The 24499-nt window shown below is 62.1% G+C and carries 23 protein-coding genes; 9 read left to right on the top strand and 14 right to left on the bottom strand.

Annotated elements, in window-relative coordinates; translation table 11 throughout:
* The first annotated feature begins 47 nt into the window (after positions 1-47).
* Both WA070_RS02150 and WA070_RS02145 read left to right on the top strand, forming a co-directional pair.
* The gene (locus tag WA070_RS02150) at positions 48-707 is read left to right on the top strand and encodes an MOSC domain-containing protein (RefSeq protein ID WP_422632576.1); all 660 of its coding nucleotides are present in this window, start codon (positions 48-50) and stop codon (positions 705-707) included.
* 120 nt (positions 708-827) lie between these two features.
* Positions 828-1391 (top strand): cytochrome b, encoded by a 564-nt coding sequence (locus WA070_RS02145; RefSeq protein ID WP_422632575.1) that lies wholly within the window; start codon positions 828-830, stop codon positions 1389-1391.
* 22 nt (positions 1392-1413) lie between these two features.
* Here the strand turns inward: WA070_RS02145 and WA070_RS02140 are convergent, their stop codons facing one another.
* Positions 1414-1821, bottom strand: coding sequence for a cupin domain-containing protein (locus tag WA070_RS02140; protein ID WP_422632574.1), 408 nt, complete (start codon positions 1819-1821; stop codon positions 1414-1416).
* Positions 1822-1897: 76 nt separating this feature from the next.
* Here WA070_RS02140 and rnr point away from each other — a divergent pair, with 76 nt between their 5' ends.
* Entirely contained in the window at positions 1898-4219 is a 2322-nt protein-coding gene (gene rnr / locus WA070_RS02135) for a ribonuclease R (RefSeq protein ID WP_422632600.1), read from the top strand.
* 56 nt (positions 4220-4275) lie between these two features.
* Here rnr and WA070_RS02130 read toward each other — a convergent pair whose 3' ends face one another.
* Entirely contained in the window at positions 4276-4731 is a 456-nt protein-coding gene (locus tag WA070_RS02130; RefSeq protein WP_422632573.1) for a universal stress protein, read from the bottom strand.
* Positions 4732-4913: 182 nt separating this feature from the next.
* On the opposite strand from WA070_RS02130, the gene WA070_RS02125 reads away from it, so the two are divergent.
* The 4 genes from WA070_RS02125 to WA070_RS02110 are packed head-to-tail and all read left to right on the top strand — an operon-like array spanning position 4914 to position 8660.
* A complete protein-coding gene (locus tag WA070_RS02125; protein WP_422632572.1) occupies positions 4914-6218 on the top strand; it encodes a pyruvate dehydrogenase complex dihydrolipoamide acetyltransferase in 1305 nt (434 codons plus the stop codon).
* Positions 6218-6634, top strand: coding sequence for an acyl-CoA thioesterase (locus tag WA070_RS02120; protein WP_422632571.1), 417 nt, complete (start codon positions 6218-6220; stop codon positions 6632-6634). The genes WA070_RS02125 and WA070_RS02120 overlap by 1 nt, the downstream gene beginning before the upstream one ends.
* Before the next feature lie 15 nt (positions 6635-6649).
* The gene (lpdA, locus tag WA070_RS02115) at positions 6650-8047 is read left to right on the top strand and encodes a dihydrolipoyl dehydrogenase (protein ID WP_422632570.1); all 1398 of its coding nucleotides are present in this window, start codon (positions 6650-6652) and stop codon (positions 8045-8047) included.
* Positions 8025-8660, top strand: a complete 636-nt coding sequence (locus tag WA070_RS02110) for a phosphatase PAP2 family protein (protein WP_422632569.1) — start codon at positions 8025-8027, stop codon at positions 8658-8660. The genes lpdA and WA070_RS02110 overlap by 23 nt, the downstream gene beginning before the upstream one ends.
* On the opposite strand, the gene WA070_RS02105 is transcribed toward WA070_RS02110, so the two are convergent.
* The 4 genes from WA070_RS02105 to map all read right to left on the bottom strand — a co-directional run bounded on the left by WA070_RS02105 (position 8640) and on the right by map (position 13217).
* Positions 8640-10127, bottom strand: coding sequence for a DUF2142 domain-containing protein (locus WA070_RS02105; protein ID WP_422632568.1), 1488 nt, complete (start codon positions 10125-10127; stop codon positions 8640-8642). The two genes, WA070_RS02110 and WA070_RS02105, sit on opposite strands and share 21 nt — an antisense overlap.
* A gap of 168 nt (positions 10128-10295) precedes the next feature.
* Positions 10296-11708 (bottom strand): type I glutamate--ammonia ligase, encoded by a 1413-nt coding sequence (glnA, locus tag WA070_RS02100; protein WP_422632567.1) that lies wholly within the window; start codon positions 11706-11708, stop codon positions 10296-10298.
* Between the two features lie 97 nt (positions 11709-11805).
* A complete protein-coding gene (locus WA070_RS02095; protein ID WP_422632566.1) occupies positions 11806-12144 on the bottom strand; it encodes a P-II family nitrogen regulator in 339 nt (112 codons plus the stop codon).
* Between the two features lie 242 nt (positions 12145-12386).
* On the bottom strand, positions 12387-13217 hold the full coding sequence (gene map / locus WA070_RS02090) for a type I methionyl aminopeptidase (protein ID WP_422632565.1): 831 nt from the start codon (positions 13215-13217) through the stop codon (positions 12387-12389).
* Positions 13218-13297: 80 nt separating this feature from the next.
* On the opposite strand from map, the gene WA070_RS02085 reads away from it, so the two are divergent.
* Positions 13298-14059, top strand: a complete 762-nt coding sequence (locus tag WA070_RS02085; RefSeq protein ID WP_422632564.1) for a competence/damage-inducible protein A — start codon at positions 13298-13300, stop codon at positions 14057-14059.
* 10 nt (positions 14060-14069) lie between these two features.
* Here the strand turns inward: WA070_RS02085 and WA070_RS02080 are convergent, their stop codons facing one another.
* Entirely contained in the window at positions 14070-14744 is a 675-nt protein-coding gene (locus WA070_RS02080; RefSeq protein WP_422632563.1) for a spermidine synthase, read from the bottom strand.
* 141 nt (positions 14745-14885) lie between these two features.
* On the opposite strand from WA070_RS02080, the gene WA070_RS02075 reads away from it, so the two are divergent.
* Positions 14886-15335 carry a hypothetical protein gene (locus WA070_RS02075; protein WP_422632562.1) on the top strand — a complete coding sequence of 150 codons (450 nt, stop codon included), beginning with the start codon at positions 14886-14888 and terminating at the stop codon, positions 15333-15335.
* Here the strand turns inward: WA070_RS02075 and WA070_RS02070 are convergent.
* From WA070_RS02070 to WA070_RS02040, 7 genes are all read right to left on the bottom strand, one after another.
* Complete coding sequence (locus WA070_RS02070; RefSeq protein ID WP_422632561.1) at positions 15320-17137, bottom strand: carboxypeptidase regulatory-like domain-containing protein; 1818 nt, start codon at positions 17135-17137, stop codon at positions 15320-15322. The two genes, WA070_RS02075 and WA070_RS02070, sit on opposite strands and share 16 nt — an antisense overlap.
* Positions 17134-19251: a DUF4175 domain-containing protein gene (locus WA070_RS02065; protein WP_422632560.1), complete on the bottom strand. Its 2118-nt coding sequence runs from the start codon at positions 19249-19251 to the stop codon at positions 17134-17136. Before WA070_RS02065 ends, WA070_RS02070 begins: the two co-directional genes overlap by 4 nt.
* Positions 19251-20390: a BatA domain-containing protein gene (locus WA070_RS02060; protein WP_422632559.1), complete on the bottom strand. Its 1140-nt coding sequence runs from the start codon at positions 20388-20390 to the stop codon at positions 19251-19253. The genes WA070_RS02065 and WA070_RS02060 overlap by 1 nt, the downstream gene beginning before the upstream one ends.
* Positions 20387-21280, bottom strand: a complete 894-nt coding sequence (locus WA070_RS02055; protein ID WP_422632558.1) for a DUF58 domain-containing protein — start codon at positions 21278-21280, stop codon at positions 20387-20389. The genes WA070_RS02060 and WA070_RS02055 overlap by 4 nt, the downstream gene beginning before the upstream one ends.
* A gap of 7 nt (positions 21281-21287) precedes the next feature.
* Positions 21288-22277 carry an AAA family ATPase gene (locus tag WA070_RS02050; RefSeq protein ID WP_422632557.1) on the bottom strand — a complete coding sequence of 330 codons (990 nt, stop codon included), beginning with the start codon at positions 22275-22277 and terminating at the stop codon, positions 21288-21290.
* 168 nt (positions 22278-22445) lie between these two features.
* Positions 22446-23141 carry a DUF4159 domain-containing protein gene (locus tag WA070_RS02045; RefSeq protein WP_422632556.1) on the bottom strand — a complete coding sequence of 232 codons (696 nt, stop codon included), beginning with the start codon at positions 23139-23141 and terminating at the stop codon, positions 22446-22448.
* 16 nt (positions 23142-23157) lie between these two features.
* Complete coding sequence (locus tag WA070_RS02040; protein WP_422632555.1) at positions 23158-24495, bottom strand: TldD/PmbA family protein; 1338 nt, start codon at positions 24493-24495, stop codon at positions 23158-23160.
* Positions 24496-24499: the final 4 nt, after the last annotated feature.

Genomic DNA, 24499 nt, shown 5'->3' with positions numbered 1-24499 from the left:
TTCTGCGTCTATCGCCTTGAGCAGAACGCTATGGCATATCGCCGGGCATGAGCGATCCATTCATGACCATCGACGCTTTATTGATCGGCACGCCACGCCCTTTTCGCGGAAACGATCACAGCGCCATCGCCAAGACGCCAGTGACAGGGCCGGTCGCCATCACCTGGTCCGGTTTTGCTGGCGATGCGGTGGCTGACCCGATCCATCATGGCGGGTGGGACAAGGCGATCCACCTCTATCCGCAGGATCATTATGACTGGTGGCGCGATCGCAAGCCGGGCCATCCGCTCTTCAACGCCCCCGGCGCATTCGGCGAAAATATAGCCTCGCGCGGCATGACCGAAGTGCAGCTATGCCTGGGCGATCGCTTCACTCTGGGTAGTGCGGTGGTAGAGGTCAGCCACGGCCGTCAGCCCTGCTGGAAACTCGATCACCGCTTCGGCGCGCGCGACGTCATGGCTACCATCGTCAAGACTGGCCGCGCAGGCATCTATTTCCGCGTCATCCGTGAAGGCGAAGCGGAAGAGGGTATGCGCATGACATTGCTGGATCGCCCCCTGCCGGACTGGAGCATGGAACGCGTGTTTCGCCTATTGATCGGCGGCGGGCATAAGGGCGATCCCGATGGCGTGCGGGCGCTGGCGGGGATGCCGGTGCTGGCGGACGCGTGGCGGGGCAGGGCGTGGAAGTTGGCGGGGATGGCTTAGCTGCCGGCTTGTAGCGCGCCGGCGGTCGATCCATTTTCGGAACATGACTCATCAAAACATGCTGATTTCGGCATTTTCGGTTCGGCCGCGCATCTATCATTCTTCCTGAAATGGGAGGCTATGATGCTGGAAGGCGCAACGAACGGCCTACGTGATAAGCCTCTACGTTACGGCTTGGTCAGCCGTTTCTTTCACTGGATGACAGCCTATTTGCTCCTTTGGCAATTTTGCATGACCATCGGCTGGCGCATGTTTGGCGACAATAAAATCATGCAGGTCGCTTCTGTTTTGGGGCCGTCTCATAAAGTCGTGGGGATACTTGTTCTGACCCTCGTCATTCCTCGTTTTCTATGGGCGCTGTCAAACCGCCATCAAAGCCCCGTGGCCGACATTTCGCTGCTCGGCCGGTTCGCCAAAACCGTCTATACGCTATTCTACATTCTGATGTTCATAGTCCCGGTTCTCGCGCTTCTTCGGGCCTATGGAAGCGGACAGGGTTATGCCCTCTGGGGACTCCATCTCGTTCCCAAAACCGATCACATCATCCCCTGGCTCAGGACGCCTGCCGATCGTCTTCACACTCCGCTTGCATGGACGCTATCCTGTCTCATTGCAGGCCATATCCTGATGGCTATTTTTCACAGCGTCATCCGTCGCGACGGTACGATGAGCCGGATGATATGACCGGATAGGGAAGACCCCGTCCTTAATTCACCTCCACCCGATCGCCATGGCTCTTGGGCACTGACGTCACCAATATCTCCGTCGGCGCGCCGCTCCGGTTCTGCGCCTGATGCGGCACGCCGGGCGGGATTTCGATGCCTTGACCGATATTGAGCCTGTGCGTCTGCCCACCAGCCTCCATCGTCAGTTCGCCCGCCAACACGTAGAAAAACTGTCGCGCATGAACATGATAATGCCGCACTTCGGAAGCGTCCGGCTGGATGCGTTCACGGATGACGGACAGGTCGTCCCGTTTCACCAGATGCCAACCGTCGTTCACGCCGCCCCACACATAATGCTCCGCACCCTCCTGCTGCACCGGGACGGGCAGCGGTGCGATCGGGCTGGCGATGGCAGCGGCAGCGAGAAGGGAGAGGATAAGCGCTTGCATAGCCTCTTTAACGATCCGATCCGGGTCCTCCGCCATGCCACTGGTATCGGCGGCGGGGCGTGCCTATAGCTGGTGCATGGTATTCAACGACAAGACAACATCCCCAGCATCCCGCGCGCCCGGCCGGACCAGAGTGCGCCCCGCCGGTTTCCCCACACGCAACGAAATCATGGACTTCATCACCACGTCCGATCAGCCAGCGGGCAAGCGGGAAATCGCCAAGGCGTTTGGGCTGAAGGGGCAGGAAAAGATCGCGCTCAAGGCGCTGCTCAAGGACATGGCGGACGAAGGGCTGATCGACCTTGGCCCTGCGCGCGCCTTTCACAAATTGGGCGGCGTGCCAAAAGTGACGGTGCTGCGCATCATCGATGTCGACGACACCACGCTGATCGCTACGCCCGAACGGTGGGAGGCGGAGGGGCAGCCCGCACCACGCCTGCGCATCGTGGAGCGTGGCAAGCGCGGCGCGCTGACGGTCGGCGATCGTATTCTGGCGCGCACGGAGGAAGCCGGGCGCGGCTGGATCGCGCATCCCATGAAGAAGCTGGCCAAGTCCGAAGAGATGCTGCTGGGCGTGGTCGAGGAAATGGCCGACGGCAAGCTGTGGCTGCGCCCGGTGGACAAGCGCATCCGTAAGGACACGCCGATCAGCGATCTTGGCAGCGCCAAGAAGGGCGATCTGGTGCTGGCCGAACCGACCGGGCGCCCCCCGCGAATCTCCGCGCGCGTCACAGACATATTGGGCGACCCCTTCGCCCCACGCAGTTTCAGCCTGATCGCCATTCACAAACATGGCATCCCCAACGTCTTTCCCGAAGCAGTGGAAGAAGAAGCGGTCCTCGCCTCCAACCTGCCCCTGCATGAGGATAAGCGAGAAGATCTGCGCCACCTGCCCATCGTCGCGATCGACCCGTCCGATGCGCGCGACCACGACGATGCGGTATGGGCCACGCCCGATGACGATGAAGGCAACGTCGGCGGATATAAGGCGATCGTCGCCATCGCGGACGTCAGCTATTATGTCCGCCCCGGCAGCGCTCTGGACCGCGAAGCGCGCAAGCGCGGCAACAGCGTCTATTTCCCCGATCTGGTCGTGCCGATGCTGCCGCATCAACTCTCGTCCGACATGTGCTCACTGCGTGCGGGGCAGGATCGGGCGGCTATGGCCTGCCATCTGGTCATCAATGCGCAGGGGAAAGTGACGTCATGGCGCTTTACCCGTGCCATTATCCGCGTGGCGGCGGTGCTGGCCTATGAAGATGCGCAAGCGGCGATCGACGGCACGCGGGACGAACCGTTGCTCGACGTCGCGCTGCGGCCGCTCTGGGATTGTTGGGCGCTGCTGCAAAAGGCGCGTAATGCGCGTGAACCGCTGGCGCTCGACCTGCCCGAACGACGCGTGGTCCTGGATGAATGGGGCAAGATTGTCAGCGTTGCCGTGCGCGAACGGCTCGACGCGCATATGTTGATCGAAGATTATATGATCGCTGCCAATGTCGCAGCGGCCAAGGCGCTGGAGCAGAAGAAAGCGCCCGTCATGTACCGCGTGCATGAGCCGCCAAGCCGTGAAAAGCTGGTCGCGCTCAAGGAATATCTGGCCACGTTCGAAATCGATTTTGCGCTGGGGCAGGTGATCCGCCCGGCGACCTTCAACCATTTGATCAAACGGATCGAGGGGGCGGAGGAGAAGGAGCAGATCATGGTCCAGATCTTGCGCAGCCAGACCCAGGCCTATTATGCGCCGCAGAACATGGGGCATTTCGGCCTGTCATTGGGCAGCTACGGCCATTTCACCTCGCCGATCCGCCGCTACGCCGACCTGCTTGTGCATCGCGCGCTGGTGGGCGCACATAAGCTGGAACTGCCCGCGCCGAAAGGCGGCGCTATCCCGGCCTCATCCTCGCTCAGTGTCGAGGATTATGAAAATATGGCCCGCGTCGGCGAATTGATCAGCCAGCATGAACGCCGTGCGATGGAGGCGGAGCGAGAGACGGTCGATCGCTATGTCGCCGCATTCCTGGCCGCGCATGTCGGCGAAATCGTCAAGGCACGGATCACCGGCGTGCAGAATTTTGGTTTCTTTGCGACGGTCGATGGATTGGGTGGCGATGGGCTGGTGCCAGTATCGACCATGGGCGCCGAACGCTTCTATTTTGACGAAGCGGGAAGGGCGCTGGAAGGCGTCGAAAGCGGCGATCGCTACACTGTCGGGCAGAAACTCGAACTACGGCTGGCAGAGGCTGACCCAATTAACGGGTCGCTGCGCTTCGAATTGCCCGACCAGCCCCCTTCACGCGGCGGCCCGATGAAGCGTGATCGCACGCGTCCGGGCGCTCATCGCGGTCGTCCCACCAATGTTCGCCACATCGGTGGCAAGCGCGGCAAACATAAGCGCTAGATACTGTTCCCCGGCTTACCTCGCCGGGGAACGCCAGCATCATGCCAGCGCCGCCTCTAACTCAGCCGATCAATGGCATCGGCATCCAGCCCGCCGGGAATAATCATGATGGGGCAGGGCATCTTCCCTGCATCCGCGCCCGCGAAATGCGACACCAGCGCACCCGGCGGCCCACTGGCCGCCGCGCCCAGCACGAGTGCAGCAACATCGTCCATTTCCTCCAGCATGGCGCGCACCACTGCCACGGCGTCCCCCTGCCGTACGGTGATGCCGGGGCGTATCCCCGACTCATTCGTCAGCGTGCCCGCCGCGCTGGTCACCAGCGCCTCGGCCCGCTGCAAAGCCTCATCCTCCATCGTCGCTTGCACACCGCCCCATTGAACGAACTCTGCTGGCGGGATCAGCGCGAGAATGCGGATAGCGCCGCCCGTCTTGGCGGCGCGGCGAGCCGCGAAGCGCAGCGCGGTTTCCGCTTCCGGCGATTCGTCCACGACGACCAGATATGTGCGCACTCTCGACCACCCCTGCTGCCCCGATGACGTCGATGGACCATCCATCAAGGCCCAACGAACCAGTCCGGTGAAATGTGGGCGATAAACCGCCCTTCTGCAAGCCGCGCCTTGACCGTTACGGCAAATGGGTGAAAACCGCAGCCAATGGCGCAAGCCAAAAGGCAAGAAGAGGCTACGCAAGCATGAGCAAGACGATCCAGATGCCCGCTTTGTCCCCCACCATGGAGGAAGGGACGCTGGCCAAATGGCTGGTCAAGGAAGGGGACACGGTATCGTCCGGCGATCTGCTGGCGGAAATCGAGACTGACAAGGCGACGATGGAATTCGAAGCTGTCGATGAAGGCATAGTCGCCAGGATACTGGTGGCTGAAGGGTCCGAAGGCGTAAAGGTCGGCACCGTCATCGCAATTATTGCCGAAGAAGGCGAAGATGTCGCCGCAGCTGCCGCTGGCGGTGGTGATGCCGCTCCGAAGGCAGAAGCTGCGCCCAAGGCTGATCCCAAAGCTGACGCCGTGCCTGCCAAGGCTGACACTGCCCCAGCCGCCGCGCCGAAGCCCGACGCAGTTCCCGCAAAAGCAGCATCCAGCGACCGCGTAAAGGCCAGCCCGCTTGCTCGCCGCCTCGCCAGTGCCAAGGGCATCGACCTTGGCAGCGTATCGGGCACCGGTCCCAACGGCCGCATCGTCAAGGCGGATCTGGATGGCGCAAAGCAGGGATCGGTCGCTCCTGCCGCCGCTACCCCGACCGCCGCAGCACCGACACCTGCAGCACCTCCGGCCGCCGCACAGGATTTTGGCATCCCGCATGAAGTCGTCAAATTGTCCGGCATGCGCAAGACGATCGCGCGCCGCCTGACCGAATCCAAGCAGCAGGTGCCGCACATCTACCTGACGGTGGACATTCAGCTCGACAAACTGCTCAAGCTGCGTGGCGAACTCAACGCTGGTCTTGCCAGCCGCAACGTCAAACTTTCGGTCAACGATCTGCTCATCAAGGCGCTGGGCGTCGCACTGGTGCAGGTGCCCGAATGTAACGTGCAGTTTGCCGGTGACCAGATGCTGCAATTCCAGCGCGCCGACATTTCCGTCGCCGTGTCGATCCCCGGCGGCCTGATCACGCCGATCGTAACCGATGCAGGCAACAAGGGCGTCGCCGCCATCTCGACCGCTATGAAGGATCTGGCCGCCCGCGCCAAGGACGGCAAGCTGAAGCCTGAGGAATATCAGGGCGGCACTGCGTCACTGTCCAACATGGGCATGTTCGGTATCAAGCAGTTCGAAGCCGTCATCAACCCACCCCAGGCGATGATCATGGCGATCGGCGCTGGCGAAAAGCGTCCCTATATCGTCGATGATAGCCTCCAGATCGCGACTGTCATGTCCGCGACGGGCAGTTTCGATCATCGCGCGATCGACGGCGCGGACGGCGCTCGCTTGATGAAGGCGTTCAAGGAACTGATCGAAAACCCGATCGGCATGCTGGCCTGATGGCCTATACCGACGAACAGCCGCCGGAAACCAGCCCGGCGGTGCGGGTCATCGCCATGCCCGCCGACACCAATCCCTATGGGGACATATTCGGCGGCTGGTTGATGAGCCTGATGGATTCGGCAGCGGGATCTGTCGCCGCCCGCCACAGCCATGGGCGCGCTGTCACCATCGCGGTGGAGGGGATGACCTTCCTGCGCCCCGTGGTGGTCGGTGACGAAGTGTCGGTGTTCGCCACGCTCCAGTCGGTCGGCCGTACCTCTATGAAAATAGAGGTAGAGGCGTGGCGTCGGACCCGCCATGACGACCGATCCTACCGCGTCACCCGCGCGACCTTCACCTTCGTGGCCGTGGGGGAGGATCGCCAGCCGCGATCCGTTCCGCCCATGCCTACCACCAATTCCATTCAGACATAGTAAGCGAGAATGACCATGGCCGACAATTATGATGTCATCGTTCTGGGTTCGGGACCGGGCGGCTATGTCGCCGCGATCCGTTGCGCCCAGCTTGGCCTGAAGACCGCGATCGTGGAGCGGGAGAATCTCGGCGGCATCTGCCTCAATTGGGGCTGTATCCCGACCAAGGCGCTGCTGCGCTCGGCGGAAATCTTCCACTATATGCAGCATGCCAAGGATTATGGCCTGGCAGCGGACAATATCACGGCCGACATCGCCGCCGTGGTGAAGCGTTCGCGCGGTGTTGCCAAGCAGCTCAATCAGGGCGTCACGCACCTGATGAAGAAGAACAAGATCACTGTCCATATGGGCGATGGCAAGCTGACCGGAAAAGGCAAGCTGTCCGTGACCAGGGACGGCAAGACCGAAGAACTGACGGCCAAGAATATCGTCGTTGCGACCGGCGCGCGCGCCCGTGACCTGCCCGGCACCCCCGCCGACGGCAAGCGCGTGTGGACTTACCGTCATGCGATGACCCCGCCGGAAATGCCAACCAAGCTGCTGGTCATCGGATCGGGCGCGATCGGCATCGAATTTGCCAGCTTCTATAACGACATGGGTGCTGACGTGACCGTCGTTGAAATGATGGATCGGATCGTGCCGGTCGAGGACGCGGACGTCTCCGCCTTCCTCGAAAAGGCGCTCAAGAAGCAGGGCATGACCATCCTGACCGGCGCTGGCGTCAGCGATATTCAGGTGGGCGCGAACGGCATCAAGGCCAAGCTGAAGGATAAGGCGGGCAAGGAAAGCGCTGCCGAGTTCAGCCATATGATCGTCGCCATCGGCATCGTTCCCAATACCGCCGACATTGGTTTGAAGGAAATGGGCGTCGACATGGACGATCGCGGTTTCCTGAAGACTGATGCAATGTGCCGCACCAATGTGGACGGCCTCTGGGCGATCGGCGACATCACCGCTCCGCCATGGCTGGCGCACAAGGCGAGCCATGAAGGCGTCATCACCGCCGAAGCGATTGCGGGCAAGCATCCCCACACCATGGACCCGCGCAACATCCCCGGCTGCACCTATTGCCACCCGCAAATCGCATCGGTCGGCCTGACCGAGGCGAAGGCCAAGGAAGAAGGCTATGAAGTGAAGGTTGGCATGTTCCCCTTCATCGGCAATGGCAAAGCGATCGCACTGGGCGAAGCGGAAGGCTTCACCAAAACAGTGTTCGACGCCAAGACCGGCGAACTGTTGGGCGCGCACATGATCGGCGCGGAAGTGACCGAGATGATTCAGGGCTATACGATCGGCAAGACGCTCGAAACGACCGAAGCGGAACTGATGCACACTGTATTCCCGCATCCAACCATTTCGGAATCCATGCATGAAAGCGTGCTGGCGGCTTATGGCCGTGCGATCCATATCTGATCGTCGCACATTGATCGTCAGGGGCGCGGGGGCTTTCTTACTTGCGCTCCTGTGCGTTCTGGCGATCGCGCTATTGCAGCGGAACGGCGCGCTGGACGGTGTGAACTTCGGCCTGATGCGCATGGCGGGGGCCGCACGGGACAGCGTGACCGGCCAGCATGTCACGACGCTGATGCGGCTCTTTTCCATTATCGGCGATACGGCGGGGCGGCTCGTGATTCTCGCCGTGCTGCTGCCCGCTTTGCTATGGACGGGCAGGCGCGCGCATATGATATGGCTGGCAGCGATGATGGCGGGCGGCACAGCACTCAACCTTGTCCTTAAACAGATTTTTGCCGCGCCCCGGCCAAATCTTCTGCCGCATCTCGACGCGGTGCATAGTTACAGCTTCCCCAGCGGCCACGCAGCGGGCAACATGATGCTATTCGGCGCGCTCGCCATGCTGGCCGGGCGCCGCGTCACTTATCTTGGGGCAGCGGCGATAATCGCTCTGATTGGCATCAGTCGCGTCTGGCTGGGCGTTCATTGGCCCAGCGACGTGACGGCTGGATGGATTGAGGGGCTTGGTTGGCTCGCCCTGTGCCGCGTCTGGCTACCAGCGCGGCGAGGGTAGCAATAGCGCGCGAAGCGGATCACTGTGCGGCGGCATCCCGTCGCTCGTGACGAAACCCCTCACCCAAAAACTGTCGAAGGCGCTGACACTGGCTATGGCCAGCAGCAGCAGCGCGGAGCCAGCAAACAGCGGCCGCGCTCCGCGCATCGGTCGCTCCGTGGACAATGCCAGTAGCAGCAGTGGCATCAATGGCAGGAAATAGCGACCCTGCGTCCCCTGAATGAAATCAGCGGCTGGCGGCGTCCCGGTCAGATACATGGCCGTCTCGATCAACAGTGCGGTGTCGACCGCGACGGCGATCCACCACAGCCGTTGCCCGATGCCAAAGCGTTCGCCCGCACCGCTAGCCATTGCAGCCACTATCATCACCCCAGCCAGCGGATAAGCGAGCAGCGGCAGCAATATGGCGTTCCAGCCAAAGCGGCCCACGATCTGCAACACATAGACCGGTGCGCGTTCGACGACGCTGGAGATCAGGATGCGAACATAACCGATCGGATCGCCCAGGATCACTGCCAATTGATTCGCAAGTGGAGCCGTCAGCACGCTCTCCCCCGTCTTGCGAGACATGATGTGATAGAGCGCCTGACTGCCGCCAGAATATTTCATCCACCCAATGAAAGTCAGTGCGCCGATCGCCATGGCCATGAAGAGGACTAGCAAACGGCCATTGTGGCGACCAGTTGGCCAGCGCAGGCCAGCGGCGATCAGCGGCAGATAGACACCTTTGGCCAGCGCCAACATAGGCGCGATGATGAACAGTCCCGTCGTGCGCCGCGCAGAGTTACCGATGAAGCCGATGCGTAGCGCCAGAGCCAGTCCGACAAAGGCGATGCCGTTGATAACCGCATCAGGCGACAGCGAACCGATCTGATAGGAAAATGTAGGAAGCAACGCGACGCCCAACATTGCGGTTCGTCCGAATGGCAGTAGCCAAAGCGCAGCGCACAACAGGGCCAGCGCCGTCACCGCGTTGATGATGCGCCCGACATAGAATGCCCCCAGATGCGGTAGCCCCATGGCATCGCCCATCAGCAGGCCTGCCGCGCCGGGTGCATAAATTGTCGGCGCATAGCTGGCGACGTTGGGAAATTCGGCAAAAACCCTGCCAGGACGGCTTGCGTCTGCGGTCCATGCCTTGGCCAGCATCGCGGAATCAAAAACGCGGGCCGTGGCTGGCACATCAGTCGGAAAATCCACGCTGTGCAATTCGATAGCAGCGCGCGGAAGATCGGCGCCAATCAAGCCGCCCCGTGTCTCCGCCAGCATCCGGCCCTCGGATAGCAGCAGCGCTTTCATATAATGCTGGTTTTCGTCAGGTGCCTGAAACGGTGGCGTCACAACGGCAAAAAACAGCGTAGCGGCGCAGATCGCGGCGAGCAGCAATTTTTCGAGAGCGGGCAGGGGAGAGGGGGCGGACAGGCCAGCCTCTATCCCATGTCGAGCCATCATTCGTTCGCTGCGCATCCAATATCCATGGCTTGGGTCGGTTTGCATGATCCATAGGGGCAGCCCGTTAATATTTCGCGCTCGTCATCCTGCCTTGCCGTGCCGGGATGAAAATATGCCAGACAAGAAAAAGGCCCGACCGCCGATGCGACCGGGCCTTTCTCGCATACTGATCCGTAAAGGGGATCAGTTGCTGTAATACATGTCGAATTCGACCGGCGACGGCGCCATTTCCCAACGATATACTTCGGGCCATTTCAGCTCGATATAGGCGTCGATCTGGTCCTTGGTGAACACATCGCCCTTCAGCAGGAATTCGTAATCGGCTTCCAGGCTGTTGAGTGCTTCACGCAGCGATGCGCAAACGGTTGGAACCTGCTTCAATTCTTCAGGCGGCAGGTCGTACAGATTCTTGTCCATGGCAGCGCCAGGGTGAATCTTGTTCTCGATGCCGTCGAGGCCAGCCATCAGCAGCGCCGAATAGCAAAGATAGGGGTTGGCCATCGCGTCGGGGAAGCGGAACTCGACGCGCTTCGCCTTGGCGCCCGCGCCGTATGGGATACGGCAGGAAGCGGAACGGTTGCGCGCCGAATAGGCCAGCAGAACGGGCGCTTCGAAGCCCGGCACCAGCCGCTTGTAGCTGTTGGTGGTCGGGTTGGTGAACGCGTTCAGTGCCTTGGCATGCTTGATGACGCCGCCGATGAAATACAGGCACATGTCGGACAGACCGGCATAGCCTTCGCCAGCGAACAGCGGATTGCCCTTGTCCCAGATGGAGATGTGGGTGTGCATGCCCGAACCATTGTCCTGCGCGATCGGCTTGGGCATGAACGTCGCCGTCTTGCCATAGGCCTGCGCGACCATCCACACGACATATTTATAAATCTGCATGCGGTCGGCGGTCTGCACCAGCGTACCGAACGTCAGGCCCAGTTCGTGCTGCGCAGCGGCGACTTCATGGTGATGCTTGTCGCAGGGCAGACCCATTTCCAGCATCGTAGTGACCATTTCGGCGCGGATGTCGGTGCATGGATCGACGGGCGCAACGGGGAAGTAACCGCCCTTGGCACGTGGGCGATGGCCCAGGTTGCCGCCTTCATATTCCTTGCCGGTGTTGGTCGGCAATTCGATGTCGTCGATCTTGTAATAGCTCTGCGAATAGTCGTTTTCGAAACGCACATCGTCGAACATGAAAAATTCGGCTTCCGGCCCGACATAGACGGTGTCGCCGAAACCGGCCGATTTGACGAACGCTTCGGCGCGCTTGGCGGTCGAGCGGGGGTCGCGGCTATACAGTTCGCCCGTGTCGGGTTCCACGACGTCGCAGAACAGGATCATCATCGGGGTCGCGCTGAACGGATCAAAATAGACCGCGTCCAGATCGGGCTTGAGGATCATGTCCGACTCGTTGATCGCCTTCCAGCCTTCGATCGACGAACCGTCGAACATCAGCCCCTGCGTCAGCTCATCTTCGCCAATGACGCTCGACACCATGGTCAGGTGCTGCCACTTGCCCTTGGGATCGGTGAAGCGGACATCGACCCACTCGATCTCCTTTTCCTCGATCATTTTCAGGATGTCTTTTGGCGTATTGGCCATGTGCAGTTGCCCTTCTTTTAAGAAATACCCCCCCGAAGGGGTAAGGTTGCCCATTTCAGCCGACCCCAATCAGGCCGGGTAGAAATCGTCTAAAAAATCAGATCGCGTCGCTGTCCCGTTCGCCGGTGCGGATGCGGACGGCGCCTTCGATCGCGGAAATGAAAATCTTGCCATCGCCAATACGGCCGGTCTGGGCCGCCGCGCAGATCGCTTCCACCACGCGATCGGCGAGCGCATCGTCGACCACGACCTCCAACTTTACCTTCGGCAGGAAATCGACGACATATTCAGCGCCACGGTACAATTCGGTATGGCCCTTCTGCCGACCAAAGCCCTTGGCTTCCGTCACCGTGATGCCCGACACGCCGACGTCATGCAGCGCTTCCTTGACCTCGTCCAGTTTGAACGGCTTGATGATCGCCTCGATTTTCTTCATCTTTTTAATCCCAACCCATGACGCGCGACGAGATACGGGCGCGACCCGCATCCCCTTTCCACCTTCAAGCGACGATCATCATGCCCCCCAAAGGCAGGTGCCGTCTCTCTTAACAATCAATTACCGTGCCAACTCGCGAATCGCTAGGCTATGCTTTCGGTGATGCAGCAATATTTGTCCATATTGCCCGGATTCAGGGCAATATCGCATCGCCCTGCCCGTTTTTTGGGCAATGGTTGGCGTCATGACGCATAGGGCGGTGCGTTTAGGCCGGTCGGGCTTTGCGTGAATATTTCGCACCCGGTTTCTGTGATGCCGATGGAATGTTCAAATTGCGCAGACAACGTGCGATCGCGGGTGATCGCCGTCCACCCGTCGTCCAGCATCCGCACGTCCGCCTTGCCGATATTGATCATCGGTTCGATCGTGAAGAACATGCCCGGCTTCAGTTCTGGACCCGTGCCCGGACGACCGACATGCACGACCTCGGGGCTATCATGGAATACTCGGCCCAACCCATGCCCACAAAAATCGCGCACCACGCCATAGCGATGCTTTTCGGCATGCTGCTGGATGACATGGCCGATGTCGCCCAGATGATTGCCCGGCCTGGCCTGCTCTATGCCCAGCATCAAACATTCATAGGTGACCTCGATCAGCCGCCGCGCCTTGATCGGCGCCTCCCCGGCGATGAACATCCGGCTGGTGTCGCCATGCCAGCCATCGACCAGCGGCGTCACGTCGATATTGACGATGTCGCCATCCTTCAATCGATAGTCGCCAGGGATGCCGTGGCAGATCACATGATTGATCGATGTGCAGCAGCTATGGGTGTAGCCGCGATAGCCCAGCGTTGCGGGCACCCCGCCGCCGTCCAGCGTCATGCGCCGCACGATGTCGTCCAGTTCGCCCGTCGTCACGCCAGGCATCACATGGGGCACCAATGCGTCGAGTATCTCCGCCGCCAGCCGTCCGGCCTTGCGCATCCCGGCAAAACCGGTCTCGTCATACAGCTTGATCGCGGTCGATCGCGTCGTGGGCGCATCCGCCGTCATTGTCATATATTGGGTCATGCCCCGATTATAGGACGCGAAAACGGATAATGCGAGAGGGCGGCTAGGCAGGCGTGGCTGTGCAGGCTATGGCCAGCCTCATGACTGATCCGACCCGCATCTGGACCGCAGCGCTGATCGTGATCGGCGACGAAATCTTGTCGGGCCGCACTCAGGACAAGAACGTCGCGCAGGTTGCGACATGGCTCAATGTGCAGGGCATCCGCCTGCGTGAAGTGCGGGTCGTGGCCGACGATCAACATGCGATCGTGGAAGCGGTGAATATCCTGCGCACGCGCAACGATTATCTGTTCACGACCGGCGGCATTGGCCCGACGCATGACGACATCACCGTCGATGCGATCGCCGCCGCGCTAGGCGTCGAGGTCGTGATCCATGACGAAGCGCGCGCGATCCTGACCGACTATTACGCAACGCGCGGCGGATTGACCGACGCACGGCTGCGCATGGCCCGTGTGCCAGGTGGAGCCAGCCTCATCGAAAATCGCATGTCGGGCGCGCCGGGCATCCGTCACGGCAATATCTTCATCATGGCGGGTGTGCCGCACATCACCGCAGGCATGCTCGATCGGCTCACGGGCACGCTGGAGGGCGGATCGCCTTTGCTATCCGCCACCATCGGTTGCTGGGTAGCCGAAAGCGAGATTGCCGACCTGCTCGGCGCCACCGAGCGCGCGCATGAAGGATGCCAGATCGGCAGCTACCCCTTCTTTCGCGAAGGCCGCACCGGGGCCAATTTCGTCGTGCGATCGACGCAGCAATCCAGCCTCGACGCCTGCCTTACGGACCTGACCGCCGCGCTGGAACAGGGCGGCTGGCCAGTCACCTCAGGCGGTATCTAGGTCTGGCGCTTCAGCCCGGCTTACGGGCGAACCAGATGACATGGCGCGGCCCCTTGCCATTGTCCCGTGCCTTGACCACCACTTCATCGACCGTAAATCCCGCGCTGCGCAGCCGACGGGTAAAGGCGTCGTCGGACCCCGCCGACCACACTGCCAGCACGCCGCCGGGTCGCAACGCCGCCTTGGCGGCGCTAAGCCCCTGCGCTGAATATAGTCGGTCATTCGCCGCCGCAGTCAGCCCGTCCGGCCCATTATCCACGTCCAGCAGTATCGCGTCATACGTTCCCTGACCATCAGCAATCGCAGGCACGACATCGCCCATCACCAGTTCCACGCGCGGATCATCCAGACATCCAGCGGCCAGCTCTACCATCGGCCCGCGCGCCCAGTCGATAATTTCCGGCACCAGTTCGACCAGCGTGATCCGGGCATCACCGGTCAATGCCGCCAATGCCGCGCGCAGGGTAAAGCCCATCCCATATCCGCCGATCAACAAATGCGGGGCTTTCGTCCCCCGCAATCGCTCGATCGTCATAACCGCGAGTGCCTTTTCCGACCCGCTCATCCGGCTGCTCATCAGTTCGTTGCGGTCCAGCACGATCATGAAATCGCCGCCGCGCCGATACAGTTTGAGTTCCTCGCCACCGGGCACAAGCGCGGAGCCAAGATATTCACGCGGCGTCATATTCGGTTCCTTCTTGTCGTATCGGTCGCACGCCTGTGCGCATGGCAGCTTGGCTTCCGTCACGCAAATGCTACAGGGCATCGCGGACGCCCGGCCCGTCCTTTCGCTTCACGCAGTTTCGGACAGGCAGTTCTTTCTTTCATGCGCTATTTTCTCGATACGGAATTTAACGGCTTCGGCGGCACTCTGCTCAGTGTCGCGCTGGTGCCTGAACATGGCGATCAGGAATTTTACGTGACGCTACCCTTGCCCGACGAGATCGAGCCATGGGTGGCAAAGCATGTGATCCCTTATCTGCGCCACGTTCCGCCCGGCATCGACCTGCAACTCAACCGCATCGAGGCGGCCGATCATGTCGCCGCCTATCTGGAGGGGGATGGCGATCCGGTCATCATCGCCGACTGGCCAGAAGATCTGGCGCATTTCTGCGCGCTGCTGGTCAAAGGGCCGGGCCTGATGGCGGGGGTCGATTTCGGGCTGCGTCTGGAACTGATCAACGCGGCGGGTTTCAGCGCAGCGGCAAACAGCCGAGTGCCCCATAATGCGCTGCATGACGCTCGGGCCTTACGGGATTTCTACGTAGCCGATTGATCCGCCCGCGTGACACGACCCAACCGGGCGCGTTCCAGCCACCACAACACAGCGCTCACCACCAACCAGCCCAACGCAAAGGGCCAGGATGCGCCGGGACGTTCCTGCACGTCCGATACCATGCCCCTATTCGCCACGGGCGCGCGTAACATCAGCATCGCGTCCATATTGCGCGCAGCACGCATGATGGGCAGTGCATCGGCGGCCTGCACATGGAACAGCCGCGGCCCATCTGACGTAGACAGGCTATGCCATCCAGCCATCATCGGCCAATAGGCACCGCATCCCCTGTCGGGCAGGACTGTAGCCGCGCGACCATCGGGCGCGGTCACGCGCGAAGGCGTCGACAGGCCACACAATGCGACACGCTCACCGGCCCATGCCACGCCTTCGACTGGCGACGGCGCAGCAGCGGGACGGGCGATGGCGGACAACATCTGGCTCCACCAGTCATCATAGAGCGCACGCCTTCCGGTCAGTGGCAGGCCATAGCTGTCCAGAACAGTGAACATTGCGCTTCGTCCCTGACCTGCCGCATGCCAGGCAGCGATGGTCGTTCCCGCTCCATCGCGCAGCATCGGCACGCTGTCCGTCCCCATCGGCACCAACGATAATCGGCTGATGTCTGGTAAAGGATCGTCGGGCAGGGCGATGTCGGTCGGCGCATCCTCGCTCCCAATGCCCTGCCGCGTCGCGCTGATCGCCGGGTCGGTCGCAGGGGGCAGGGCCAGCGGCGACAGACTATTTGGTCCCGAAAGCGTAAAGCCTGCCATTTGCCACTGGCCACGTTTGCCAGAGTCCAGCAGTCCGGTAGGCCGCAACAACAGGCCCAGCCCATCACGCACTGCGCCCATCACCACACCGCGCTTCGCCCCGATCGCCGCCCAGCTTCGATCGTCGAAAATCGCGATATCGAACCGGCGCAACGTACCCGCATCTAGGTTGACCGGCGCGTCGCCCAGTTGGATGCCACCGCCCGCCTGCATCTGCGTCACGACGGTAAAGCCAGCGTCGCTCGCCCATCGGCGCAGGAACTTGACCTCCGCGCTTGGGGCGGCCGCGACTATCAGCACGCGGGGCGCAGGCGCATCGCGGACGATCAGCGGCACCGCCGCCTCCTCGACCGTCTGTCCATTGCGACGGATGCGCAGCATGAACATAGCTGTGCCTGCTGCACGCGCTGTGCCGGTCAGCCTGAACTGGCCCGCAGCGTCGGGCGTTGCTCGATCGGTCAGGCGTCCAGCCGGGTCGATCAATTCGGCCGTCGCGCCTGACAGTCCGACCAACTGCCCACCTAACCTGAAGGGCGCACCGGGCGCGGTCGGCTGGGGCATGGTGAGGTGCCGGATGCCGGGGCGCAGAGACGACGGCGTGAAATCGACGGCAACCGTCTGCGCCGCCTCCAGATCGCGCGGCGTCAGTCCATCACCCAGGATACTCACCCGTGCCGTGCCAGGATAACGACGCAGTGCAGTGGCAAGGTCCGGCATCGCCGCCGCGCCCGCGATCGCTGGCGCTTCGGGCAAGATCACGATCGGCGGCCCGGACGCCAGCGCAGCAGTGCCGGGCGTATGCGCCGTCGCGATCCGCAATATGCCGCTGCGCTGCGCACCGGCAGGCGGGAACAGCGTCAGGAACAGCAGGATCGCGCACGTCGGCTGGAGCAACAACAAGGCAGCCAGCCGCAGCGTCGTCGTCCCGCCAAAATCGCCCGCCGCCCGCCGCCACAGCACCAATCGCGCCATCGCTACAAGGACAACAGCGCCAAAAATGATGGCGACGATCAGTTTCGCGTTCATCATCGCGCCCCCGAAATGGATTGCAGGTAACGCTGACCCGCCGAATCTGCTGGCCGCCTGCGCGCCAGATGCGCGGGCGGCCGCTCCATGGCGCTCCACAGGCCCGCACGCAGCTTGGCGCGGCAGGATGCACAGGCCGGATCGCGCCGCACTGCATCCAGCGCGCCTGTCAGGGCCAGCGCATCGGGCAGGCGCGCGGCGTTGGCATTGATCCACCGCGCCAGCGCATCCAGCGCCAGCGGGCCAGTCGTGGCGTCCGGCCCTTCACCCAAAGCCCGCCACGCTGCCGCAGCGGGGCCGTCCTGCCCCGCGACCGGCGCGATCGGCAACGCGCGGCTGGCAAGGCCCTCGCGCTTGCCTGTCATGCGTCGGCTGGCGTCGATCGGCGGCAGCTCCGGGCCAACCCTGGCCAGGAAGATACGCGTCGCCTGTTGCACCTGCTTGATAAAGCGCAGCGCGCGATAGGCAAATGGCAGGGCGAGGTCGGGCCGCCCCTGTTTCAACTGCACTTCCGATTGCCACATTTCATCGACTGCGTTTTTCAGGATCGCGCGCGTTTCCGGGTCCAGGCTGGACGCGGGACTATTGTCATGGGGATGGCCAAACGCCGCCAACACATCTTCGGGCGCGCCGAAACCACTCGCTGGCTGGCGCGGCGGTCCGCCATGGTCGTGGCCGTCTCCCTCGCTATGGTCGGCTCCATCGGCGGTTGGGGCTTTGGGTTCGCCCTCTTCCTCCCCGCCCAGAAACTGACTGTAGCGTCCACGCAGGATTTGCTGGTCACTACCGATTGCGGCTGATCGGGCGACATAGCGGTCGGCTGCGATCCGCGATTTCTGCTTCAACACCCCTTCGGCATCGATGATGATCTGGCGCTGGCTGCGGAAATAGGCGGGCAGGGTGGTGTTCACCATCCCTTGCAACCCGCTGCTTTCGGGCTGCTTCGGTGCTGGCCAGCGCAGGATAATGCTGGGTCCGCGCGTCTCCTGTGGCGCCGGATTGCGATTGTCCCGCACGATCAGTTGCACGACCATATCGCCACCCGCCGCAAAGCCGAGTGCCCCAAAATCGAGGCGCGGCGCAAACCGCTTGTCCCGCGCCGCGCCGCTACCGCTCACGGCGATCTCGCGATCACTGAACGTCACATTCTCGCCTTCCCCGATAGCGAGCGTCACGCGCAGTCGCGCAATCGTTGCGATACCGTAATCATCTGTCGCGACGAAAACAGGCGACCAACTCCGCTGCCCCGGCGCAACCATGGTCACCCCCCCCTTTGGACTAAGTGCGCGCACATGTGGTGCTCTGTCAGGAATTATGTCGATCCGATGGAGCGGCGGAACGAGTTTGCGACCGGGTGCTGGTTCGATGCGATAGAGGAAAGCCGCGTTCGCAATATGACTGGCGAACCAATCACCCCCGGATCGGCGCAGCGAAGGCGAAGGCCCAGCCAGCGTAGCGACCTTCGGAGCAGTCGCCTGCGGATCGAAACGCAAGGTCCACTCGATCCGCGATCCCTGCGGAATTCGCGCGTCCAGCGATGCAGAGTCGCGGACGGGCAGTCCGGTATAAGCCGGAGGAATGATACGCAGATTTTGCGCCACTAACCTTGCTTGCCCTGGCGGCATAGCCAGCCCCTCGCTGCTGGGGACGAGGTCGGGCGGTCCTTCTCCGGTGCGCGGCCACAGCAGCACCGCCGCCGTCACAGCGACCGCTACGCTCCACAGGATGAGGATCGCGCGACCATGCCAATTGGGGATAAGGATGTTGGGACTGTAGTCATCCAGCCGCGCGAACAGCCGCGCCTGCTGCAGTCTTTGCAACGGGCCAATCATGTCCTGATCGGCAAATAGCAGCGCGGCGCTGTCGTCCATATCGGCCCGTCGCCGGTCTAGGCTATGGATCAGCCAGTCGCGATCATGCCGCGCCGCTTCCCGCCAGCCGACGAAAAGGGTGACAGTCAGGCCAACGACTATCATGCCAACAGCCGCGACCGGCCCAGCAAAACGCACGCTTCCAGCGGCGAGCATGATCACCAGCGGCAAGCCGAGCGCCAGTCGATCGAGGAACGCGCGCTTGCGGGCCGGGGCGGTCCAGTGGCGCAGGGTCTGGCCACCCATCAAGGGCTGATGCTCCGGCTGCGGCGGGTTGCCAGCCACCTTTCGGCTGCGAACAGCAGGGCAATCAGAAGAGCAAGCCAGTTGCGCAAATCCTCCGGCGGCTGACTATAAGACCGTCCACCAACCTTCGGCGCATAATCCTCTGCCAAAGCCCTGGAGGGAGGCACCGGCGGAGAGAGCAGCGCATGCAGATGCTCTGGGAAGTCGCTCTCCACCAGTTCGGGCATGTCGGTTGGGGTAAGGCGGCGGGTAAAACGAAGTAGACGCCCCTGGCCCAGTGCGATGCCTTCGACCAATGGTGTGTCTAGGGCATCGCGCCAAAGTGTGGCGCGTCTCTTGTCCGATGGAAAAATGGCGTCGCTGGCGATCAGCGACGTGCCGCCCGCTTTGACCCATCCCAGTACGCTGTTGGGCACGGTGCCCCCACCCAGCCAAATCATCGACCGACTGCGCGCAGGAAGGGGGGCATCGAGCGCGGCAACATCAGGCGCTGTGCCCTTCCACGCCAGTGCCGCCGCCCGGAAATAGCGTAGCCCGTTACGATGCCCGTCATCGTGGCGGATGGCCAATGCAATGGCGCTGGCTGGCGAAAAACTGGGTGCGTGAAAACCTGCGCCCTCCACGATCCGCCACTCCACTTTCCGCGAAAGGCGCATCCGTTCGGCATCCGCGCCCGTAATCTGTCTTGGTGCCATGATGGTGAGAGGCGTATCTGCTGGCAGTCTTGAATCAAGATCGCGGATGAGGCTGGCAGTCGGCAAATCCGCAGACGGCGCGGGCTGACCGACAGAGGGAAACCCCGGCGCGATCCAATGTGCCCGGCTGTCCTTATCGACGCCCGTCTGCGTAAGCGATGAGCCGGGTACTATCGCAAGATAGGGCGTTCGGTCAGGCGGGCCCGACAGGAATGGCCGGGCCAAGGCCAGCACCACCAGTGTGACGATGGCGAGGCGCAGTAGAAGCAGGGGCCATTCGTCGAAGCGCAAACGCGAACGGGGCTTAGGTTTCTGGCGAAGCCACCGCAGCGCGGCGAAGTCGATCCGTAGCTGTTCGCTCTTGCGCGCGATGTGGATCGCAAGCGGGACGACCAGCGCAACCAACGCCGCAAGGGCCGCGGGAATCAACAGACCCAACGTCATGCGCTGTCCGCCATCCCGCGTGCAGCGAACAGTGCGCGCAGTGGCAGGTCGATCGGTTGGTCGAGGCAATGGGTGGCGTGACGGATGCCTGCAATGTCAAGCCGGGCGTGCAAAGCCGTGCGGGCGGCGGCGAAGCGAGACAGGAATTCCGCCCGCAACGCCGGACCATCGGCCAGCAATTCCTCTGTCGTTTCGGGGTCGCGAAAGCGATGGCCGCCATCGAAAGGAAAATCGCGCTCGGCCACCGTCAGCATTTCTATGACCAATGTTTCCCGCCCGGCAGCGGCAAGTTTTTCAGCCAAGGCAATCGCGCCTTCGTCGAAACAGTCGCTGAGCAAGAGGACGAGATCACGTGCGCCGATGCGCTCCCAAATCGGACCAAGCTGCTTTTCTGCCGGGAAGCCGCGCGCGCTTTGGATGGCCAGAAGGTCGATCAGCATCCGGTTGCGCTGGCGTGGTCCGGACGCGGGCGGAAGCAGGCGCAGGCCTTCGTCGCCCAGCGCCATGTAACCGAAGCGATCGCCCTGCCGCAAGGCGAGTTCGGTGACGCAGGCAGCAATGCCACGAGCGGCGTCGAGGCGGCTATAGTCCGGGCGTGCTGCGTCCGACTGCGCCATGGATGCGCTGGCGTCGATCAGGATCCACACCGCGACGGGACTTTCCCGCTCGGCTTCCCGGACAAAGAATTTGTCCGAACGGGCGTAGAGTTTCCAGTCAATCTGCCGCAGTTCGTCACCCGGTTCGTAGGCGCGATATTGTGCGAATTCGATGCCCGCGCCTCGGCTGTGGCTTTGATGCAGGCCAATGCCGCGCGATCCCACGGCACGGCGCGTGACGATGCTCACGCCTTTCAGTCTGTTGCGCACGTCTGCCGGGATGAGATTGACCATGGGGCGTTCAGTCGAGCGGCATCGCACTGACCAGCGCGGCGACGACATCATCGGCGCTGCGCCCTTCCGCTTCGGCGGCAAATGACAACAGCAGGCGGTGTCGCATGACCGGGGCGGCCAGCGCGCCTATGTCATCCCGCGTGACGGCCAACCGTCCGTGCAATAGTGCGCGTGCCTTAGCCGCCAGGATCAGCGACTGGCCCGCGCGCGGACCTGCGCCCCATTTGACGTATTTGCGGATCGCTTCGGGCGCGCCGTCGCCGGGGCGGCTGGCGCGGACCATGCGGGTGACCCAATTCAGTAAATCATCACCGAAATGCACCTCTCGGACCAAGCGTTGCAGGGCTAGGACTTCATCACCATGCATGACGGCAGGGACTGTGCCGGACTGCACACCTGTCGTTTGCGACAGGATGGCGCGCTCCTCCGCTTCAGTGGGATAATCGACGCGGATGTGGAGCAGGAAGCGGTCGAGCTGTGCTTCGGGCAGGGGATAAGTACCCGCCTGCTCCAGCGGGTTTTGCGTCGCCAGCACGAAGAAGGGGGCAGGCAGCTTGTGCGTGACGCCCGCATAGCTGACCGTCTTTTCCTGCATCGCTTCAAGCAGCGCTGCCTGCGTCTTGGGCGGGGTGCGGTTGAGTTCGTCGGCCAGCAGCAGGTTGGTGAAGACCGGTCCTTGCTGGAAACGGAAGCTGCGATGGCCGGTGCCATGATCTTCCTCCAGCAACTCGGTGCCCAGAATGTCGCTGGGCATCAGGTCGGGGGTAAACTGGACACGGCGAAAGTCGAGTTTCAGCGCTTCGCCGAGCGACCGCACAAGCAATGTCTTGCCAAGCCCCGGCACTCCTTCGAGCAGGCAATGACCGCCTGCCAGCAGGCCGATAAGCAATTGCTCGACGACCTGCGATTGCCCCACGATCGCCTGCCCGATCGCGTCGCGCAATCCGGTCAGGCTGGCAAGGCGGGTCTGAATGTCTGCTTCAGTCAGTTCGGTCATGCTGATCCCTTGTCGAACGCGAAAAGCCTGTACGTCATCCCCTGTAAGGGGAGGGAAACCGCCGCAGGCGGTGGAGGGGTGTCATGCTGTCGATTGGGTGACGCTCCTCCGTCAGGACTGCGTCCTGCCGCCTCCCCCGCAAGGGGCGGAAATTTGACAGATAGGCAATCATGCCGACAGTGCGTACATCACGATGTTGACGGCGAACTTCGTATTGTCTTCGGCCAGAAAGCGCTTGTTGCGCCAGTCATAGTCCCATTCGCAGCCATAATCCTTGTTGCTGTAGAGGACGCCGAGCCGCCCGTTGATTTCGATCCCTTTGAGATAATCATGGACGAGATCGTCGCCCCATCCATTGAGTTCCAGTCCCGTGTTGGGTGGCCCGTCGAACTTGAAGAAGCTGCGATAGATGGGGTGGCTCGCGGGCAGAGTTTTAAGTGCTTTTGAACCAAAGATTTTTGCCATCTGCGCTTCGAAGGATCGGGCGAACAAGCCATCGATGTCATGGTTGCAGTCATCGACCATAACGAAGCCGCCGTTGCGGACATAGCGTTCGAAATTGCGCCGTTCGGCGGGGGAGAACTCCACCAGCTTGTGCCCGGCCATATAGCAGAAGGGCGCCGTCAGCATCCTGGGGTCAGACAGCGCCAGAACATGCTCCTTCGGATCGACGCGCAGGGTGGTATAGTCGATCAGCGACGTGATCATGTTGGATGGCATGCGCTGATCGACGTCCCAGTCCCCCGAATCATAGCGCAGTCGCGTGAACCGGAAATCAAAACCCCCGGCGGCGGCGAGCGGACCAGCCAGCATCGCGCTGGTCAGCCCGCCCACCATCAGTCGGAGAAATTCGCCACGCGTCATGCCGTGCGGATCATCCTCACACCGCGTCCGACAGCGACGTGAAGGTAAAGTCGCGCAGCTTCATCGGGGGGATGACCATCACCATCTCGGACTCGTCGCTCTTCACCCGCACCGGCTTGCCGAATTCTTCGACATTGTTGAGCATGATGACCGGGCTTTCGTTGAAGCGGAAATTCTTCACCGGATATTTGATCTGGCCGTTTTCAATATAGAAAGTGCCGTCGCGAGTCAGGCCGGTGAGCAGCACGGTTTGCGGGTCCACCATGCGAATATACCAGGTGCGCGACACCAATATGCCCCGCTCGGTAGAGCGGATCAGGTCTGCAGTTGACTTGTTGCCACCCTCCATGATGACGTTGCCAAACTGCGCCTGTTCCGGCTTGCCCTGCTTCTGCGACCAGAAGCGGCTGTAGTTCATGTTCACCAGCTTGCCGTTCTGGATGATCGGCATCTTCCTGCGCGGCAGATTGTCGCCGTCGTCCCACGGCAGCACGGCCGCGCCGGGATAGGCGGGGTCGGTGAACATCGTCACCTGCGGCCCGTACACCTGTTCACCCAGCTTGTTGCCGCCGCCTTTCTTCGACAGGAAGCTGCGGCCTTCATCGGCCGACCGCGCGTCGAAGAAGAACATCATGAACGCGATGAGACCCGCCGCCGCCGCCGGTTCCAGGATGACGGTATATTTGCCCGGCTCCAGCGCCTTGGCGTCGGCCGATGCAGATGCTTTGCGCATGGCGACGCGAATGTCTTCGCCTGCCTTGAAGCTGGCGACATCCTGCACATTATGGCCGACCCAGCCGGATCCGCGACCATCCTCGGTGCGGACGGTGCAGGTGTAATCGGAACTGGTTGTCGTCTGATAACCGTAATTGCCCTTGCTGTTGAGGAACGCGACGAAGCCCGCCTGATCCTCCAGATAGCCCGCCGCGATCAGCTTTTCGGCGCGGCAGGGGCCTATAGAATCCGTTGCGACCTTTGCACGATAGGCGGCGTTGATGCCCGCCGTCGAAGCGCTGAACGTATCAGTCTTCATATAGGTCTGTTTCGGGACGGCAGGCATATATTCCGGGTTTTCCGGAGCCAGCTTCGCCAGTTCCTCCGCCCGGCGCACCACGCGCTGCAAAGCGGCGTCGTCAAACTGGTTGATCGTGGCGGTGCCGATCCGCTTGCCGAACGCGACCTGCACGGACAGTTCGATATTGTCGGTGATGCCCGCGGTGGACACGTCGTTACGCGCGAAGCGCACATTGCCGCGGATCGCGCCGATCAGTTGGGCGGTGCATTCGTCGGCTTTGGAAAAACCCACGACCTTGGTCAGGATCGCCTTGGCCTGTGCTTCGGTAAGGATGCTCATATTT

The organism is Sphingobium sp., assembly GCF_049304695.1.
GTDB lineage: Bacteria > Pseudomonadota > Alphaproteobacteria > Sphingomonadales > Sphingomonadaceae > Sphingobium.
This window is presented reverse-complemented; position numbering and strand designations above follow the sequence as displayed.